The 17,062-nt window shown below is 71.8% G+C and carries 14 protein-coding genes; 4 read left to right on the forward strand and 10 right to left on the reverse strand.

All coding sequences use genetic code 11. The annotated features are described in order from the left end of the window. Nucleotides 1–140 precede the first annotated feature (140 nt). Entirely contained in the window at nt 141–638 is a 498-nt protein-coding gene (locus tag ACIBW9_RS11985; RefSeq protein ID WP_398953825.1) for a DUF6328 family protein, read from the forward strand. Here the strand turns inward: ACIBW9_RS11985 and ACIBW9_RS11990 are convergent. The 3 genes from ACIBW9_RS11990 to ACIBW9_RS12000 form a co-directional block, all read right to left on the reverse strand. Then, nucleotides 562–1,269 (reverse strand): DUF2238 domain-containing protein, encoded by a 708-nt coding sequence (locus ACIBW9_RS11990; RefSeq protein ID WP_398953827.1) that lies wholly within the window; start codon nt 1,267–1,269, stop codon nt 562–564. The genes ACIBW9_RS11985 and ACIBW9_RS11990 overlap by 77 nt on opposite strands. A gap of 89 nt (nt 1,270–1,358) precedes the next feature. Then, on the reverse strand, nt 1,359–2,375 hold the full coding sequence (locus tag ACIBW9_RS11995; RefSeq protein ID WP_398953829.1) for a hypothetical protein: 1,017 nt from the start codon (nt 2,373–2,375) through the stop codon (nt 1,359–1,361). Between the two features lie 84 nt (nt 2,376–2,459). Continuing rightward, on the reverse strand, nt 2,460–3,431 hold the full coding sequence (locus tag ACIBW9_RS12000; RefSeq protein WP_398953832.1) for an LLM class F420-dependent oxidoreductase: 972 nt from the start codon (nt 3,429–3,431) through the stop codon (nt 2,460–2,462). 74 nt (nt 3,432–3,505) lie between these two features. Here ACIBW9_RS12000 and ACIBW9_RS12005 point away from each other — a divergent pair, with 74 nt between their 5' ends. Beyond that, complete coding sequence (locus ACIBW9_RS12005; protein ID WP_398953834.1) at nt 3,506–4,951, forward strand: serine hydrolase domain-containing protein; 1,446 nt, start codon at nt 3,506–3,508, stop codon at nt 4,949–4,951. Here ACIBW9_RS12005 and ACIBW9_RS12010 read toward each other — a convergent pair. From ACIBW9_RS12010 to ACIBW9_RS12040, 7 genes are all read right to left on the reverse strand, one after another. Next, nucleotides 4,943–6,574 (reverse strand): serine/threonine protein kinase, encoded by a 1,632-nt coding sequence (locus ACIBW9_RS12010; RefSeq protein WP_398953836.1) that lies wholly within the window; start codon nt 6,572–6,574, stop codon nt 4,943–4,945. The two genes, ACIBW9_RS12005 and ACIBW9_RS12010, sit on opposite strands and share 9 nt — an antisense overlap. Before the next feature lie 102 nt (nt 6,575–6,676). Then, nucleotides 6,677–7,636, reverse strand: coding sequence for a threonine/serine dehydratase (locus ACIBW9_RS12015; RefSeq protein WP_398953838.1), 960 nt, complete (start codon nt 7,634–7,636; stop codon nt 6,677–6,679). Nucleotides 7,637–7,764: 128 nt separating this feature from the next. Next, nucleotides 7,765–8,802 (reverse strand): polyprenyl synthetase family protein, encoded by a 1,038-nt coding sequence (locus ACIBW9_RS12020; RefSeq protein WP_398953840.1) that lies wholly within the window; start codon nt 8,800–8,802, stop codon nt 7,765–7,767. After that, nucleotides 8,799–9,839: a tetratricopeptide repeat protein gene (locus ACIBW9_RS12025; RefSeq protein WP_398953842.1), complete on the reverse strand. Its 1,041-nt coding sequence runs from the start codon at nt 9,837–9,839 to the stop codon at nt 8,799–8,801. Before ACIBW9_RS12025 ends, ACIBW9_RS12020 begins: the two co-directional genes overlap by 4 nt. A 174-nt stretch (nt 9,840–10,013) precedes the next feature. Beyond that, nucleotides 10,014–10,691 carry an AIM24 family protein gene (locus ACIBW9_RS12030; protein ID WP_398953844.1) on the reverse strand — a complete coding sequence of 226 codons (678 nt, stop codon included), beginning with the start codon at nt 10,689–10,691 and terminating at the stop codon, nt 10,014–10,016. A gap of 64 nt (nt 10,692–10,755) precedes the next feature. Continuing rightward, a complete protein-coding gene (locus ACIBW9_RS12035; RefSeq protein ID WP_398953846.1) occupies nt 10,756–12,222 on the reverse strand; it encodes a CAP domain-containing protein in 1,467 nt (488 codons plus the stop codon). An 81-nt stretch (nt 12,223–12,303) separates the two neighbouring features. Next, nucleotides 12,304–13,512, reverse strand: a complete 1,209-nt coding sequence (locus ACIBW9_RS12040; RefSeq protein ID WP_398953848.1) for a serine hydrolase domain-containing protein — start codon at nt 13,510–13,512, stop codon at nt 12,304–12,306. 247 nt (nt 13,513–13,759) lie between these two features. Here ACIBW9_RS12040 and ACIBW9_RS12045 point away from each other — a divergent pair, with 247 nt between their 5' ends. Together ACIBW9_RS12045 and ACIBW9_RS12050 are read left to right on the forward strand one after the other, a co-directional pair. Beyond that, nucleotides 13,760–15,559 carry a M4 family metallopeptidase gene (locus ACIBW9_RS12045; protein ID WP_398953850.1) on the forward strand — a complete coding sequence of 600 codons (1,800 nt, stop codon included), beginning with the start codon at nt 13,760–13,762 and terminating at the stop codon, nt 15,557–15,559. A gap of 253 nt (nt 15,560–15,812) precedes the next feature. After that, nucleotides 15,813–17,060, forward strand: coding sequence for an SGNH/GDSL hydrolase family protein (locus tag ACIBW9_RS12050; protein WP_398954007.1), 1,248 nt, complete (start codon nt 15,813–15,815; stop codon nt 17,058–17,060). Nucleotides 17,061–17,062: the final 2 nt, after the last annotated feature.

Raw genomic sequence — 17,062 nt, forward strand, 5'->3', positions numbered from 1 at the left:
GTCGTCGTACGCCATGCGTTCCGTGTAACCGTCTGTTGATCGCCCAAACAGGGGCCGATTGCGCAGGGGCCGGTCAATTCCGCGCGAAGAGGGAACCCGGGTCAGGACAGGCATCCGGGGCGATCGAGCCGGGAGGAACCTTGCCGGCCACAAACAGCAGAGCAGAACTGAACGAGTGGGGGCGGCACGAGACCGAGGAGGAGAGGGCCGACCGGAAGTGGGGTGAGCTGATCCAGGAAGTCAGGGTCGCCCAGACCGGGGTGCAGATCCTGTTCGGTTTCCTGCTCACCGTGGTGTTCCAGCAGAAGTACGACTCGCTGGCGCACACCGACAAGACCATCTACATCGTGACGGTGGTGCTGGGCGCCGCCGCGACCGGAGCGCTGATCGGGCCGGTCTCCCTGCACCGCCTGGTGTCCGGGCGGCGGGTCAAGCCGCAGGCCGTGGAGTGGGCCTCCCGGATGACCTTCGTCGGCCTGGCGCTCCTGCTCGCCACCATGACCTCCTCGCTGCTGCTGATCCTGCGGGTCGCCACCCACAACGGGGCCGTGCCCTGGCTCGTCACGGCAGTGGTCGCGTGGTACGCGCTGTGCTGGTACGCGGTGCCGCTGTGGACCCGGCGCCGCCATACGGAGTGACACCCAGGGCGTCGAGCTGCCGGTCGTGCAGGCGGGAGAGCAGCAGCACCGAGACCGTGGCGCCGATCAGTGCGCAGAACATGTCCCACTGCGTGTCCCACACGTCGCCCTGCGTGGCCAGGAAAGCATCCGCGGAATGCCCGCCGGTCACCGCGGCCAGCCACTCCAGCATCTCGAAGACGGCACTGAAGGCGAGGCACGCGCACACGGTCAGCGGCGCCAGCCAGCGGCTGCCGCGCAGCGGCGAGGTACGGCTGAGCAACTCCCGTACCAGAACAGCCGGTACGAAGCCCTGCATCAGATGGCCGAAACGGTCGTACGGGTTGCGGGCAAGGCCGAAGGTGTCCCGCACCCAGTCGCCCAGCGGCACCTGCGCGTAGGTGTAGTGGCCGCCCACCGCCAGGACCAGCGCATGGGCGGCCAGCAGGCAGCACAGCAGGTTCGTCAGCGGGAAGCGGCGCCAGGTCAGCACCACCAGCGGCAGCCCGGCCAGCACCCACACCGTCTCCAGGAACCAGGTGGTGCGATCGCGCGCGCCCCAGGCCGAGGCGGCCAGTCCCAGTGCCACGGCGACGGCCAGCAGGGCGGGCAGCCGCCGCCGCGGAACGGCGGAGTGCAGGACAGCAGTCATGGGGGCTCCTCCTCGTGAAGCCCCATGCTGGCCGAGCGGGTGGACGGCGGCATGAGTACGGCTACTCAGCGCCGCCCGGGTCCGGATCCTCAGCCCTTGTCGCCGCGCAGCGCGCTCAGGCACATCACGATGGCCTGCTGGAGCTCCTCCAGGCGCTGGACCATGTCGTCCTCGACGAAGTCCTGCACATCGTCGAAGGTCAGCTCCTCGAACGCCTTCGTCGCCTTCTGCAGACTGCTGTAGAACCTCGTCCGCCGCTCCTGCACCCGCAGTTCGGGATCGGCCTCCACGACCTCGGCGACGAGGGCCTTCATCGTGTCGTAGGCCTCGCCGGCCCACTCGCCGGTGTCCTCGTCGTCCTCGAGCTCGTCGATGAGCGACAGGTGCCGCTCGGCCTCCTGGCGCAGCTCGACCGGCGCGTCGATGGTCTGCCCCGCCGGGGTCTTGACCTGTCCCGACTCGGCGATCTGACGCACATAGCCGATCCGGTCGGCGGCCCGGCTCTCGGTGGCCACGGCCTTCTTCAGGTCGTCGGTGCGGACCACGTCCCGCGCCAACTCGGCCTGCAGCTCCGGGTCCTCACGGACCCGGTCGAGCAGCGCCTGCCGGGCCGCCCGCGCGGTGGAGGGGTCCGCGAGGATCGCGGCGCGCAGGGCGGTGGGGTTCTCGGCGACCTCCAGCGCCTTCGTCGGCCGGATGCCCTCCGCCTCGGCGGCCTCCGCGATGGCGGTGCCGCGTTCGGAGGTCGCGCTGTTGCGGGACACGTAGTAGCTCAGCCACACGTCCGCGTCCGGCAGCTCCACCTCCTGGCCCGGCGCCAGCGCCTCGAAGTGCGGGACCATGCCGTCGTCGGCGGCCCGGTCCCAGGCCTTGTAGTACCGCATGACGCGCTCGGGAGAGCACCCGGCCAGCTCCGCGAACTCCTTCGCGGACACCTTCGGCGTCTCCTCCGCACCCTGCCCGCCGGGCCGTACGCTGCGCGCCACCATCAGGCCGAAGGCCCACCCTCCGGTCCGCGCGTACACGCCGAACTCGCGCGCGTCCCGCGCGACGAGGTCGGACAGCGGGGCGGGGGACGACTCGGACGGGACGATCGCTAGGGTCACGGACGACTCTCCTGTGCAAAGCTGGGCGGACTGCAAAAGCGCAGACCGGCAGCCTATCGGGGCCCGTCCGCCGGAATTCCGCGATCAGCCGAAGGCGTCCCGCAGCGCCGGCAGCAGCGTCTTCTCCGCCCAGTCCAGATACGCCGGCTGGGACTCGCCGCCGATCTGCACCAGCGCGACCTCCCCGAAGCCGGCCTCGGCGTACGGGCGTACGGCCTCGACGAAGTCGTCCGGGTTGTCGCCGCACGGGATCGAGGCGGCGACGTCGTCATGGGTGACGAACTGGGTCGCCGACTCGAAGGCGTCCGGGTGCGGCAGCTCGGAGTTGACCTTCCAGCCGTTGCCGAACCAGCGGAACTGCGCGTGCGCGCGCTTCACCGCCGTGTCCCGGTCCGGGTCGTAGCAGATGGGCAGCTGGCCCACCCGCGGCTTGCCCGCACCGCCGTGCTCGTCGAACGCGGTCAGCAGGCCCGCCTTGGGCTCGGTGGCGATGACCAGGTCGGCGAGCCTGCCCGCGAGGGCGCAGGACTGCTCGCCGGAGACGGCGATGCCGATGGGCGGCGCCTCGTCCGGCAGGTCCCACAGCCGGGCCGACTCCACGTCGAAGTGGGTGCCGCGGTGGTTGACATGGCCGCCCTTGAAGAGCGCCCGGATGATCTCCACCGCCTCCTCCAGCATCTCGTGGCGCACGTCCACGGACGGCCAACCGCCGCCCACCACATGCTCGTTGAGGTTCTCCCCGGAGCCCAGCCCCAGCCGGAAGCGGCCCTCGGACAGCAACTGCATCGTGGCCGCCTTCTGCGCCACCACCGCCGGGTGGTAGCGGACGATGGGACAGGTCACGTAGGTCATGAGCGGAATGGTGGAGGTCGCCTGGGCCGCCGCGCCCAGCACGCTCCACGCGTACGGCGAGTGACCCTGCGAGCGCAGCCAGGGGAAGTAGTGGTCCGAGGTCACGGAGAAGTCGTATCCGGCGCCCTCGGCCCGCACCAGATGGTCGACGAGGTCACGGGGGCCGGCCTGCTCGGTCATCATCGTGTATCCGATTTGCACCATGCCCACCGAGTCCCCGGTACAGGCAGCGGAAAACAGCCCTCGATCCGCCTCCGCGCAGCGGGGAGGATGCCCTCATGAGCGCCCGCCCGCTGCCCGTCGGCAGCCCCGCCGCCCAAGGCGTCGACGCCGTAGGCATCCACGCCTTCCTCGACGCCCTCGAAGCCGCTCCGGACATCGAACCGCACAGCCTGATGATCATGCGGCACGGCCGGCTCGTGGCGTCCGGCTGGTGGGCGCCGTACACCTGTGAACGACCGCACCTGCTGTACTCCCTCAGCAAGAGCTTCACGGCGACGGCCGCCGGGATCGCCGCCGGGGAGGGGCTGCTGCGCTTCGACGACCCGGTGATCTCGTACTTTCCCGAGTTCGACGCCGACATCACCGATCCGCGCAGCCGCGCGATGCTGGTGCGGCACGTGGCGTCGATGGCCAGCGGGCACGAGGCGGAGACCCTCGACCGGGCGCTCGCCGCCGACCGCGCGGACCTGGTGCGCGGCTTTCTGCTGCTACCGCCCGAGCGGGAGCCGGGGACCGCCTTCGCCTACAACCAGCCCACCACCTACACCCTCGCCGCGATCGTGCAGCGCGTCACGGGTCAGCCGCTGACCGAGTACCTGCGCCCGCGGCTGCTGGACCCGCTCGGCGTGGGCGAGACGGCCTGGCTGCGCGACCGGGCCGGCCGCGAACTGGGCTTCAGCGGGCTGCACGCCACCACCGACGCCGTCGCCCGGCTCGGCCGGCTGTATCTGCAGGACGGGGTGTGGGAGGGCCGGCGCCTGCTGCCCGAGGGGTGGGTGGCCGAGGCCACGCGCCCGCACATCGGCACCGCTGACGGTACGGCCGCGGGTGCGCTGCCGGACTGGCAGCAGGGCTACGGCCTCCAGTTCTGGAACTCCCGGCACGGCTACCGCGGCGACGGCGCCTACGGGCAGTTCTGCCTGGTGCTGCCCGAGCACGACGCCGTGATCGCCACCACCGCGGCGACCGAGCAGACGCAGCTGCTGCTCGATCTCGTCTGGCAGCACCTTCTGCCGGCCTTCGGCCCCGCACCGCTGCCGGACCGCGCACACCAGGACGCGGCCCTGCGGGAGCGGCTGACGCGGCTCGCGCTGCCCCCGGCCGCGGGAAAGCCCGCACCGCCGGAGCGGCCGCAGGACTGGGCAGGCGCCGAGTTCACCCCGTTCGGCGGCGTCTGTCCGGACCAGCCGGAGCTGACCCGGGCCGGGGTGACGAGAAGTGCGGACGGCTGGGCCCTGTGCCTCACCGAGGGCGGGTACGAACTCGGACTGCGGATCGGGGAGGGCGACTGGACCGTCACCGACGAGCCGCTGCCGACCGCCGTGAGCGGCGGATGGACCGACGCGGACACCCTCGCCGTGGACGTCGTGTTCCTGGAGACACCGCACCGGCTGACCGTCACCTGCGCGCTGGCGGAGCGCACCTTCACAGCGCGGTGGCACACCACTCCGCTGCACGGCCCCCCGCTGCGTGCGCTGCGCGCGCCCCGGACCTCAGCCTGACGTCACCCGGAAGGTCCGCAGGAAGAGCTCCAGCGCCTGCCGGTTCGCCGCGTCGTTCCAGTCGGCGGCCGGGGTCGTCCAGCGCAGCGAGAAGCCGCGGCCGCCGCCGAGCAGGAAACCGCGCCCGAAGGTACGCACCCGCGTGCCGTCGGCCACCGAGAGCCACTCCATGTCGGCGGCCTTGTGCCCCTGGTACGTCGTGGCCTTGATCTCGCCGATGCGCTGGAAGCCGTCGTCCTTCTCCAGCTGGGGCTCGACGTCGTCGCGCCAGACGGCGACCGGGTCGGGGCCCACGACGGTGCTGTAGGTGACCGCGAGAGTGCGGGGATCGCCGTCCGCGCCGAACGTCACCCGGGTCGAAAGGTTCCCGACCCGCGAGCTGTTCACCCGTTTCCAGCCCTCGGGGAGGGCGACGGAGAAGCCCTCGGGTGCGGTGTAGCGGCGGAAACCCGGCGGCAGCGCGCCGGCCGACGCGGAGGACGAGGGGGAGGGCGCGGATGTCGTCGGTGACGCGGTCGGCTCGGGCGCTGCGGACGGGCCGGACTTCCTGCCGTCGGTGCGGCTCTCCGGCGGCGTGGCGGACGCCGTGGCGGAGACCTGCGGCCGGGGCGCGGTGTCCGTCGAGGACGTGCCGGTGCCCGGCAGTTGATCGGTGGCGGCCAGTACGGCGGCCGTCACGGTCAGCACGGCCAGTGCGGTCCCTATGGCCATGGTGCGTCTGCTCCAGCCGGGAGCGGCATGGCAGGCGGCGGTGTACACCCCGCGCAGCCGGGGCCGCGGCACGCTGGCCGAGAGCGTGTCGGGGTCCTCGGTCAGGACGCGGGTGAGAGCCTCGCGGACCACCGGGCGGGTCAGCCGCTCCCTGGAGTTCTTGCGGAGCAGCCCCTGCACGGTGGGGGTGAGGGGCCCGGCGTGCACCGGGGTGCGCAGCGGAAGCCGGTCCACGCCCTTCAAGGTGGCCTCGGGCCGGTCCCGGTCCCGGAACGGAGGACGTCCCTCGACCATCGTGTAGAGGATCGCGCCCAGCGCCCACAGGTCGGCCGCCGGCCCGATGCGCTCGTCACGGGCCTGCTCGGGGGAGGCGTACGACGGTGCGGAGAGCCTCGGTGCCAGGGTCGCGCCGGCCAGGCCGAAGCCGGTGACCACGATCCCGCCCCGCTCCTGCACATAGACCTGGCCGGGGCTGAGTTCGCCGTGGGTGATGCCCTCGCCGTGCGCCGCCTCCAGTACCTCGAGCAGCTCCAGCCCGATACGGGCCGCCCGCACATAGTTGAACGTGGCCTGCTGGGCGACGAGTTCGCTCAGCGGCGTCCCGTCGATCCATTCGGTCACGGTCCACAGCGTGCCGTCCTGCTCCACGGCGTCGACGACCGTTGCCACCGCGCCGGGGCACATCAGCCCCATCGTCTCGGACATGCGGATGACACGGGCGGTCGCCCGGGGCGCGGCCTGGGCGTCCGGGTCGTCCGGGAGCGCGATCTGGGTGAGGAGATAGGCCCGTCCGACGTTGACGTCCTTGCCGTACCAGCAGATGCGGTTCGTCTCCTGGTGGACGACATCGACGAGCCGGTACCTTCCGGCGACCAACTCGTGCGTGAAGACATGCGCCTTGACCATGGCCATCCCTCGTCGTACCCCTGGGTCTCACCTTTCACAGAGGTACGGGGAGCGCGACGGTGTGTGTTCAAAGGATCCACAAATCATCGGCGCCCACGAGCCGGGAACTCAGCGCAGCCCGAAGCGTTCCGCCCACCCCGTGACATCGGCGGTCGTCGCGTTGCCCCCGCACACGACCAGCCCGAGCCGTGCGCCCTCACCGACCCGCTGCAGGACCTGCCGGGCCGCGGGCAGCAGACAGCCGGCCGCGGGTTCGGCCCACACCTTGGCATGGTCGGCGAGGTCGAGTGTGCCCTGCACCGCTTCCCGGTCCGGCACCACGAGCACCTCGTGGACCAGCGCGGACACATGCTCGTAGGTCAGCTGCGAAACGGACGGTGCGCTGAGCGTGCTCACGAGGGACGACAGGGTGACGGGCACCGGGCCGCCCGCCGCCAGCGCCTCCGACATGGCCTGGGCGCCCTCGGTCTCCACGCCCCAGATCCGCACCCCGGGCCACCGGTCCCGCAGCGCCGTCGCCACGCCGGAGATCAGTCCGCCGCCCCCGATGCTGACGAGCACGTCGGTGACGTCACCCGCGTCGGCGGCGAACTCCAGCCCGACGGTGCCCTGTCCGGCGACGACCACCGGGTCGTCGAAGGGATGAACCAGCGTCAGCCCTTCCTCCTGCAGCCGCTCCATCAGGGCGAACGCCTCGTCCATGGCGTCCGTCAGCCGCACCGACGCTCCCGCGGCCTGGGCGATCTCGATCGCGCGGGCGGGTGCCGAGCGCGGCATGACCACCGTGGCCTTCACATCGAGGGCGGCCGCCATGACCGCGACGGCGATCCCGTGGTTGCCACCGCTGACCGCCACGACTCCGGCGGCCCGCTCACCGGCACTCAGCGACAGCAGCTTCGCCGTCGCGCCGCGCACCTTGAACGACCCGGTGCGCTGCAGCAGTTCCAGCTTCACGGTGACCGGAACTCCGAGCAGCGCGGCCAGTCCCGGGCTCGGCAGCGTCGGCGTACGCACGACGTGCCCGGCGATGCGCTCGGCCACGGCTTCGACCTCGGAGATTCCGATCAAGACAGTCACCCTTCCCGGCACGGGGGAGACGAGGGCCCGTGCCCCTTCGCACCCTGACGCCGTAGACGGCTCAGGTCAAACGCTTTGGCCGCTCATGGCGGGCGAAGGGCGACGGCGCCCCGCGAGCCTCAGAGGTCCCGCCGCACCAGATACGCCAGCAAGGACCGCAGCTCCTCCACCGGCCGGGCGGGCAGGGCCACATCGGTCAGAGCCGCCTCCACCGCGGCGATGTGCGCACGCGCCTCGGCCAGCGCCTCCGTCCGGCCGCCCAGCGTCTCGATCAGCGCGGCCGCCTCCGCGGGCTCACCGCCCGCATCCAGAAGTGCGGCGAGCCGGCGGGACGCGGGGGCGCCGGAGTCGAGTGCGGCCAGCACGGGGAACGTCTTCTTCCGTTCCCGCAGATCGCCGTGCACGGGCTTCCCGGTGACTGCGGGGTCGCCCCAGATGCCCAGGACGTCGTCGACGACCTGGAAGGCGATCCCGAGGTGCCGCCCGGCACGGTCGAGAGCGTCGACCACCGAAGGCGCCGCGCCGCCGAGCAGGGCACCGAGTGCGGTGGCGCAGCCGAGCAGCGCGCCCGTCTTGTGCTCGGCCATCGCCCGGTACTCCGCCGGCCGCACCCGCTGCGGCCCCGTCCACGGGCGCCCGGCGAACAGCAGGTCGTCCGCCTGGCCGCGCACCAGGTCTCCCAGCGCCACCGACAGCACCCGCACCGCCTGCGGCCCGCCCGGTGCCGCGGCGAGGGTCTCGACGGCCAGCGCGAACAGGGCATCGCCCGCGAGGACGGCGGGCCCGGTGCCGTACGCCTTCCAGACGGTGGGCCGGCGCCGTCGGGCCGCGTCGCCGTCCATGATGTCGTCGTGCAGAAGGGAGAAGGTGTGCACCAGCTCCACGGCGACCGCCGCGGGCACCCCGGCCCGCCCGTGCGCGCCCGCGGCCTCGGCTCCGAGCACGGCCAGCGCCTGCCGCACGCCCTTCCCGCCGAAGACGCCGGTGGGCGCACCGCCCACCTCGCACCAGCCGAAGGAGTAGGCGGCCATCTCACCCACCCACGGATGCATGCGCCCCACGGCCTCCACCAGCGCGGGGCGTACCCACTCGCGGCAGCGGTCGAGGACTTGGGGCGCATCAACCGGTGCCCGCAGCGTCGGGGGAAGCGCCGTCACCGTACGACCTCCGCGGCCACGCCGAACTCCTGCTGCGCCCGCGCCACCATCTCCCGCGCATGCCGCAGCCCGATCCGCTCCAACTCGCCTGCCAGCTCCGCGAGTTCGGCTGCCGTCTCGGCGCGGTCGCGGCCCAGCCGGGCCAGGGACTTGGCCAGCCCCAGCCGCGCCAGCGCCTCCCCGCGCGGCTCGCTCATCGCTCGGAACTCCGCGAGAGCCTGCTCGTACAGGTCGCGGGCCTCGGCCCAGCGCTCCGCTCGGTACAGGACGTTGCCGCGCATCTTGTGGTTGTAGGCCAGCGCACTGGACAGCTTCATCTCCCGGCAGGTCCTCTCCGCCTCGGACAGCAGCGCCAGCGCCCGCTCGACGTTCCCGTCCCGCACGGACACGATGTCGGCGAGCCCGCGCAGCGCCCAGGCGTGGCCACGCCGGTCGTCGGCGCGCGCGGCTATCTCGGCCGCCTCCTCGAACAGCGCGTACGCGGTGTCGTACTCACCCGTGTTGCGGTGGATCTGCGCGATGCCCTCCAGTGCCCACACCGTGTGCCGCGCCTCGCCGCGCCGCCGGGCCTCGGCGAGCAGCTGCTCGTGCAGCCTGCGGACGGCCTGGTAGTCGCCCTGGATGCGGCCGGTCTCGGCGAGTCCCGCGAGGGAGTAGCCGCGTACGACGACGTCGCCGCCCTGTTCGCCGAGTTCGGCCGCGAGTCGCAGCAGCCGCCGGGCCAGCGGGAACGCGCCGCGCTGCCGGGCCAGGGTGCCGCCGCTCCACAGCGCCCACGCCATCGCCGCCGTGTCCCCGGCCGCGCGGGCCGCACGGTAGCTGGCCTTCCACGCCCGGTCGGCGTCCCTCACCTGCCCCAGCCGGCGGTGCGCCTCGGCCACCGCGAGGCCGGAACGGGCGACCTCTCCGTGCCGCCCGGCCCGCTCGGCCGCTCTCAACTCCCGCGTGCCGACGGCCAGTACGTCGGTCAGCGAGGAGTTCACGGAGAGGGTGTTCAGGGCGCCTTGGTATTCCGGGGCGAATGCCTTGCCGTACATGGATCCCTTTCGGTGGCATGTATACACGCCCTCTATACATTTCGCGTATACATGGCGTGTATAGAGGGTCGAAAAATGGGCCCTGGCCCAGGGGCCAGGGCGTCACCTGTTGGGGATCAAGACGTCGCCGGCGCCCAAGAGGTTGCTCCTGAGGCGCAGATCACTCCGTGGGGCTCAGTGCTGCTGGGCCTTCTGCGGGGTCGCCTCGCTCGGCCGTACGACCACGTAACCGTCGCCCTGGAGCATCAGCTGCACGGCCTCCCCGCTGCCGCCGCGCAGCATCGATCCGATGGACTGCGAACGGTGCAGCGAGGTCTGCAGACCGGCCGTCCAGCCGACCACCGCGTCCGTGTCCACGTACACCGGGAACTGCGGCGAGACCGGGATGACCAGTGGATTGCCCTCGCACACCAGACCCAGCCGGCCCTGTCCGGTGAAGACACTGTTGAACAGGCCGCCGCCGGCGATGCCCGCGCCCTTCACCGTTGCGATCCGGTACGACAACGAGGCGTCGAAACACAGGACGTTGCGGCCGTTGACGGTGAACTCGTCACCGGGGTCCACCTCGACGATGAAACAGTTCTGCGCCTCGTGCGCGAACCAGGCCTCGCCCTGCCCGCGCACCGTCATCAGCGGCAGCCCCTCCCCGGTGACCGCGCGCTTGAGCATGCCGCCCACGCCCTGGCCCTTGCGCTCGAACTGGAGGTTGCCGCGGTAGGCGACCATCGCGCCCTGGCGGGCGAGCATCTCGCCGTTCACCGCGTATTTGATGCACTTGGCGTTCTCGACCGTCATGCCGGGCGCGGTGGCCGGCTGGACCATGTGCTCGCTGGAAAACAGGGAACCCTTCATGCGGGCATCCTGTCCCGGAGGACTCCGTTCCGCCAAGATCGCGGGGAGGGTCGGTTTCCGGTGGTCAGGCGCCGAACAGCTGGGTCCAGTACATGCCTGCCGGGCCGCCGCCCGCGAAGCCGATCCCGATGTGGGTGAAGTCGGGTTTGAGGATGTTGGCGCGGTGGCCGGGGCTGTTCATCCAGCCGTCGACGACCTCGGCGGGTGAGCGCTGACCGCAGGCTATGTTCTCGCCGATCGAGCGCCGTCGTGCCCCCGCGGCGGCAGCCCGGTCCCAGGGCTGACTTCCCTCCGGGGACGTGTGCGAGTAGAAGGCGCGGGCCACCATGTCCGCGCTGTGCGCCTGCGCCGCGGTGGTGAGCAGGGGGTCGGTGGCCAGAGGTGGCAGACCGGCGCCCGCGCGCTCCCGGTTGGTGAGGGCGACGACCTCGGCCGCCGTCCGCGCCAGGTCGCCCGGGGTGAGCGGCCTGGCCCACAGCACGGTCCAGTAGATGTCTCCCGACCGGCCGTCGCCGACGTACGCCGGCCCGGCATGAAGGAAGGCCGGGTCGCGCAGGGTGCGGCCGGACTGCTCTTGGCTCAGGCAGTAGCGGACGAACTCGGCGGGCGTACGCGGGCCGGAGACCAGGTGCTCGCCGACGGTGAGATAGGCGTACCCGGCGGCCGTGACGCGCTGGTAGAGGGAGAGACCGTCTTCGCCCTCGAGACCGAGGCTGCCTGCCGAGGCCATGGCGGCCGCGTGGGCGCGGGCCGCCGACGTCAGACGGGCGTCGGGGGTGACGGGGGGTGAACCGGCCGCGGAACGGGCGGAGTTGACCAGGCCGATGAAGCCGTCCGGGTCGGGGGACTGGGAGCGGGCCCGGGGCAGCGGCGGTGTCGCGGGCGTCGGCCGGGTTCCGGCGCGCGGTGCGGCCGGGGCCGTGGGGCGGGAGGGAGCGGCCGCCGGTGCGGGCGGGGATACCGGTGTCGGGGCCGAGGCATGCCCCCCGGGCGCACCGCGCGTCGCAGAGCCGGGCTGCCCACCCGGTGTCGCGGGCGCCGTCCCGGTCCCTGCGTCGAGGACGTCCACGCCGAAGTCCCGCGCAAGCCCGGCGAGCCCGTCGGCGTAGCCCTGCCCCAGGGCCCGCAGCTTCCAGCCGCCGCCCCGCCGGTAGATCTCCGCGAGCAGCAGCACCGCCTCCTGGCCCGGTCGTGGCGGGGCGAAGCGGGCGAGCAGGCGGCCGCCGAGGTCCGACACATGGAGCGTGGGCGCGGGCAGATGGGCCAGGGGAGTGCCGGGTTCGGCCGGGCTGACGACCACCGTGACTTTGGTGGCCGCCGGGCGCAGCCTGGGCGGGTCGACGGTGAGGGTGTCGCCGTCGAGTCGGGCGCCCGGTGCGGAGGGCTGGTTGTAGAACACGAAGTCTTCGTCGCCGCGGACCCTGCCCCCGTCGTCCGTGATCAGCGCGGACACGTCGAAGGGGCCGGGCACCCGGACGGTCAAGGCACCGTCCGGAAGGGGCATGTTGGCCCCGGCCACCAACTCGCTCATCCCGCCGCCCCGGTGTCGTCGCTCATCCCGCGATGGGCTCCACCGGACAACGTCCACCGGGGCGGCCCGGTTCCCACCGGCTCAGTTCCGGGCGATCCCGGGAGCGATGTCCTCGTAGCGCTCGACGGGCGGTACGGCGCGCCGCGTCTTCGACTGCTTGCCGCAGAACGCCGACTCCATCGTGCCCTGCATCGTGTTGAGCACGGCAACGTTGTTGGACGTGGTGGCCACGGCCGTGAAGCTGCGCCGGCCGTCCTTCGTGGCGAACGCGTAGGTGTAGTAGCCCTGGACGACGCCCGTGTGCCCGTAGACCGATACTCCGCAGGACAGGTCGCGGCGCCCCAGCCCCAGCCCGTACCCCTGGGTGCTGCTGACCGGCACCATGCGCTCCATCTGCCGCAGCTGCGCCGGCGATGTCAGCCGGCCGCCGAGCAGGGCGGAGAGGAAGGTGTTCAGATCGTGGGTGCTGGAGATGATCGCGCCCGCCGTCTGCGCCCAGGACATCGTCTGCTCGGTCGCGTCGACCAGGGGCGCGTCCTTCTGGTCGGGGGCGAGATAGCCCCTGGCGTGGCGGCCGGGGATCTGCGTGCCGGGGTGGACGTAGAAGGTGTCGCGCAGTTTCAGCGGCTTGAAGATGCGGTTCTCGTACTCCGTCCGCACGGAGTGGCCGGTCAGCTTCTCGATGAGCATGCCCGCGACGACGAAGTTGGTGTTGGAGTACGAGAACGCGCCCGGGGCGCTGGTGCGCGGGTGCCACAGCGAGCGCTGGACGAGCTCGCGGTAGGTGAAGACCTTGCTGCGGACCTCCTGGAAGCCGGGGACCGTCTTCGCGAACATCGTGTTCGTGTAGTCGTACAGGCCACTTCGGTGGCCCAGGATCTCGCGCACCGTGATCGTGCGGTCCGGCAGCAGCCCCGGCAGATACCGGTCGACCGGGGCGTCGAGCCGCAGCTTGCCCTCGTCGGCCAGCTGCAACAGCACGACGGCCGTGAAGGTCTTGGTGACACTGCCGATGCGGAACCGGTCGGCAGGGCTGATCGTCCGTCTGCTCCTGCGGTCGGCGACGCCCATGGCGGCCCCTTCGACCCTGCCGTGGTCGTCGAGCCGGGCGATCGCGCCCGGTGCGCCCTGTTTCAGCGCGGTGGCGAGATGGCTTTGCAGACTGACCAGGTCGGGCCTGGGCAGCGGCGCGGTGGGGGTGGCGTACGAGGGGACCGCGAGCAGGGAGAGCACGACCGTTCCCAGGACCGTGCCCTTGGATGCGAGATGAGTCACATTCACGTGAGGCAACTTTCTTCCGTGTCGTCACATCTCCACAGTCGACGCACAGTTGGTCACCCACTGATCACTGAGCGATGTGGATTTGCAAAGTAATGCCATGTATCGCACGGAAAGCGATATTTTAGTCTTTACATGGACATGACTCGTCCGAAAGGGTTTCTTGCCGGGGCCCGACCAGCCCCCATGGCGCTCAACGGCGCCATGCGTCAAGGCGCTTGGTGATCCCGCCCGCCTTGCAAGGAAGGAACCCTCATCAGTGCGTAGACCGCACATACGCAGCGTGGCGGTTGCCGTCGCCGTGACGACGGCCGCCACGGGCCTGGCCGGCACCGCCTTCGGCACCACCGCGGGGACGGACCGCACCGCTGCCACCGCCGGCACCTCGGCCGCGTCCGTGGTGGCCGCCGCCCGCGCCGCCGCCTTCGCCCACTCGTCCGCGACCGGCGTCCTACAGGGCGACGCACTGCAGGTCGAGGACGTCATGATCGACCCGGAGGGCGCCCGGCACGTTCGGTTCACCCGCGCGCACCAGGGCATGCAGGTGCTCGGCGGCGACCTCGTCGTCCACCTCACCAGGCAGCTGACGTACGCGGGTGTCACCCGGGCCGCAGGACACACCGTCAAGCCCGCTGCCGCCACCGCGGCCAAGCTGTCGGCCGCCGAGGCGCAGCAGAAGGCGGCCACGGCCGCCCAGGGCGACGCCGGCCCCGCCGAACTCGTCGTGGACGCCCGTGACGGTGCCTCCGCCCTCGCCTACCAGGTGCGGGTCAGCGACAGCGGTACGACCGAGGCCGGCGGCTCCCGGACGGTCGTCGTCGACGCCGTCACCGGCAAGGTGCGCAGCAACACCCCCGACAGCGACGAGTTCCTCTCGCCCGCGCTGCTCGACACCCTGCGCGAGCGCGGCGAGAAACTCGACCCCGCCACGGCCGCCGGTACGCAGACGGCCGGATTCACGGCCGCGTCGGCCTCTTCCGCTGCCACCCGCTACCCGTCGACGGCCCACGGCACCGGCAAGACCCTCTTCGTCGGCACGGTCCCGCTGACCACCACCCGCACGGCCCGCACCACCTACCTCCTCAAGGACCCGACCCGCTGGGGCACCGAGACCCGGGACGCCAAGGGCCAGGAACTGGAGAACTTCTCCCGCGGCAAGAAGATCACCACCACCAACGACGTCTTCGGCAACGGCAGGGTCACCAGCCGCAACACTGCCGCCGCCGACGCCCAGTACGGCATCACCAAGACCCTGGACTTCTACAACAAGACCTTCGGTCGCAAGGGCATCGAGAACAACGGCAAGGGCGCCCACGCCATGGTCCACTTCGGCAACAAGGTGGGCAACGCGTTCTGGGACTCGGTCTGTGACTGCATGCTCTACGGCGACGGCGACGGCGACCAGTTGAAGAAGCCGCTGGTCGCCCTGGACGTCACCGGCCACGAGCTGACCCACGGCGTCGTCGACGCCACCGCCAAGCTGGAACCCACCCGCATCGACGAGCATGACAACCAGTACGGCGAGCCGGGCGCGCTGAACGAGTCGCTCGCCGATGTCTTCGGCTCCAACGTCGAGTTCTTCACGAACAACGCTTCGGACAAGCCGGACTACCTCATCGGCGAGAAGATGGGCCTGGCCCAGAAGTTCCTGCGTCGCCTCGACCACCCGTCGCTCGACCGGCTCGAGCACAGCATCGACTACTGGTCGCCCCAGGTGTACGACGCCGAGGTGCACGCCGGCTCCGGCGTCTCCTCGCACGCGTACTACCTGCTCGCCGAGGGCAGCGGCCGGAAGACGATCGGCGGCGTCCAGTACGACTCGCCGACCTATGACGGCTCGACGGTCAAGGGCATCGGCCGCACCAAGGCCACGGCCATCTTCTACCGGGCCCTGACCCGCTACATGGTCTCCACGACCGACTTCCACGACGCGCGCAACGCGACGCTGAAGGCGGCCAAGGACCTCTACGGTGCCAACAGCACGGAGTACACCACGGTGGACCAGGCCTGGGCCGCCGTCAACGTCACCTCGGCCAACACCCCGGCCGCACACCGCTGACCGCGCAATGGTGACACCGGTGCGGGCGCCCCAGTCAGGTGGGGGCGCCCGGATCCGGCACATCCACCCTCTTCTGAAGCGCCCGGCTTCCGAAGGGCGGGTCATCACTGCACTGCAGGGGCCGAACGCAAGTGCGACAATGCGCAGACAGCTGTGTCTCCCGCAGGTGAGCCCGAAGCCCGTCTGACTGGAGGAGTGGATGTCCCCCGGAAACCTCGGCGAGCGGCACCGTCATCTGGAAGGGCATCGCCCGGTGGACGCCCGCTTCACCCGAGCCGGCCGACTCGGCGCCCTCCTGCTGCTGGCCGGTGCCATCCAGGCGACCCCGGTGCACGCAACCGACGATCCGGCCCCGTTCACCGTGGTGGGACCGCCCGCGGGCCACCGTGAGGTCGTCACCTGGGGCGCGAGCGCCGAGCGCATGGACGATGCGGTCGCCGACCGCGGCTACCGGCTCGTCGTCCACACCAGCACGGCCGGAAGCGATCTGCGGATCCGGCTCTCCAACGCCTTCGGCGACCGGCCGGTGACCTTCGACAGCGCCTACGCCGGTCTGCGGCAGCAGGGCGCCCGACTGGTCCCGGGCAGCAACCACCGGCTGACCTTCGACGGCGCCCGTTCCGTCACCGTCCCCGCGGGCGCCGCCGTCCTCAGCGATCCGCTGCCCGGCCGGCTGCCCGCCGCGACCGACCTCGTGGTCAGCATCCACTCACCGGACGCGGCCGGACCCGCGACCGGTCACCGGCTGGCCCTGCAGACGTCCTACACGAGCGAGGGCGACCACACCGCCGAGACCGGCGCCGCGCACTGGACGCACACGACCGACTCCTGGTTCTACCTGGACGCCGTCTCGGTACGTCCGCCGGCCGGAACCGCAGCGGTCGTGGCCCTCGGCGACTCCATCACCGACGGCCGGCAGTCCACCGCCGACCTCGACCGCCGCTGGACCGACTACCTCGCCCGCCGGCTGCGGTCCTCCGCCACCCATGTCGAAGGCGTGGCGGACGAAGGGATCTCCGGGAACCAGGTCCTCGCGGACGGCGGCGGCCAGAGCGCCCTGAAGCGTCTGCAGCGCGACGTGCTCTCCCAGCCGGGCCTGCGCACCGTCTTCCTCTTCGAGGGCGTCAACGACATCAAGGCCCATACCGGAGTCACCGCCCAGGACCTGATCGCCGGCTACCGCGAGATCGTCGAGCGGGTGCACGCGGCCGGCAAGTGCGTCGTCGCCGCGACCGTCGCCCCGTACAAGGGCTGGCCGGAATGGGATCCGGCCGGCGAGAAGGTACGCGGGGAAGTGAACCGGTTCATCCGCGGCAGCGGCGAGTTCGACGCCGTCACCGACTTCGACCATGTCCTGCGCAGCCCCTACGACCCCGAGCGCGTCCGTCCCGTCTTCGACGGCGGCGACCATCTGCACCCCAACGACAAGGGCATGCGGGCCCTGGCAGACGCCGTCGACCTGAGGAGCCTCGACTGCGCCGCCCGGCACTCCGGCGGCTGAGG

The sequence above is a fragment of the Streptomyces sp. NPDC049541 genome (genome assembly GCF_044465725.1).
Lineage (GTDB): Bacteria > Actinomycetota > Actinomycetes > Streptomycetales > Streptomycetaceae > Streptomyces.

What these genes read in the sequence shown, in the direction of transcription:
- ACIBW9_RS11990 (WP_398953827.1), bottom strand. Translation starts at nt 1,269, where the DNA reads ATGACTGCTGTCCTGCACTCCGCCGTTCCGCGGCGGCGGCTGCCCGCC.
- ACIBW9_RS12000 (WP_398953832.1), bottom strand. Translation starts at nt 3,431, where the DNA reads ATGGTGCAAATCGGATACACGATGATGACCGAGCAGGCCGGCCCCCGT.
- ACIBW9_RS12005 (WP_398953834.1), top strand. Translation starts at nt 3,506, where the DNA reads ATGAGCGCCCGCCCGCTGCCCGTCGGCAGCCCCGCCGCCCAAGGCGTC.
- ACIBW9_RS12010 (WP_398953836.1), bottom strand. Translation starts at nt 6,574, where the DNA reads ATGGCCATGGTCAAGGCGCATGTCTTCACGCACGAGTTGGTCGCCGGA.
- ACIBW9_RS12025 (WP_398953842.1), bottom strand. Translation starts at nt 9,839, where the DNA reads ATGTACGGCAAGGCATTCGCCCCGGAATACCAAGGCGCCCTGAACACC.
- ACIBW9_RS12030 (WP_398953844.1), bottom strand. Translation starts at nt 10,691, where the DNA reads ATGAAGGGTTCCCTGTTTTCCAGCGAGCACATGGTCCAGCCGGCCACC.
- ACIBW9_RS12035 (WP_398953846.1), bottom strand. Translation starts at nt 12,222, where the DNA reads ATGAGCGAGTTGGTGGCCGGGGCCAACATGCCCCTTCCGGACGGTGCC.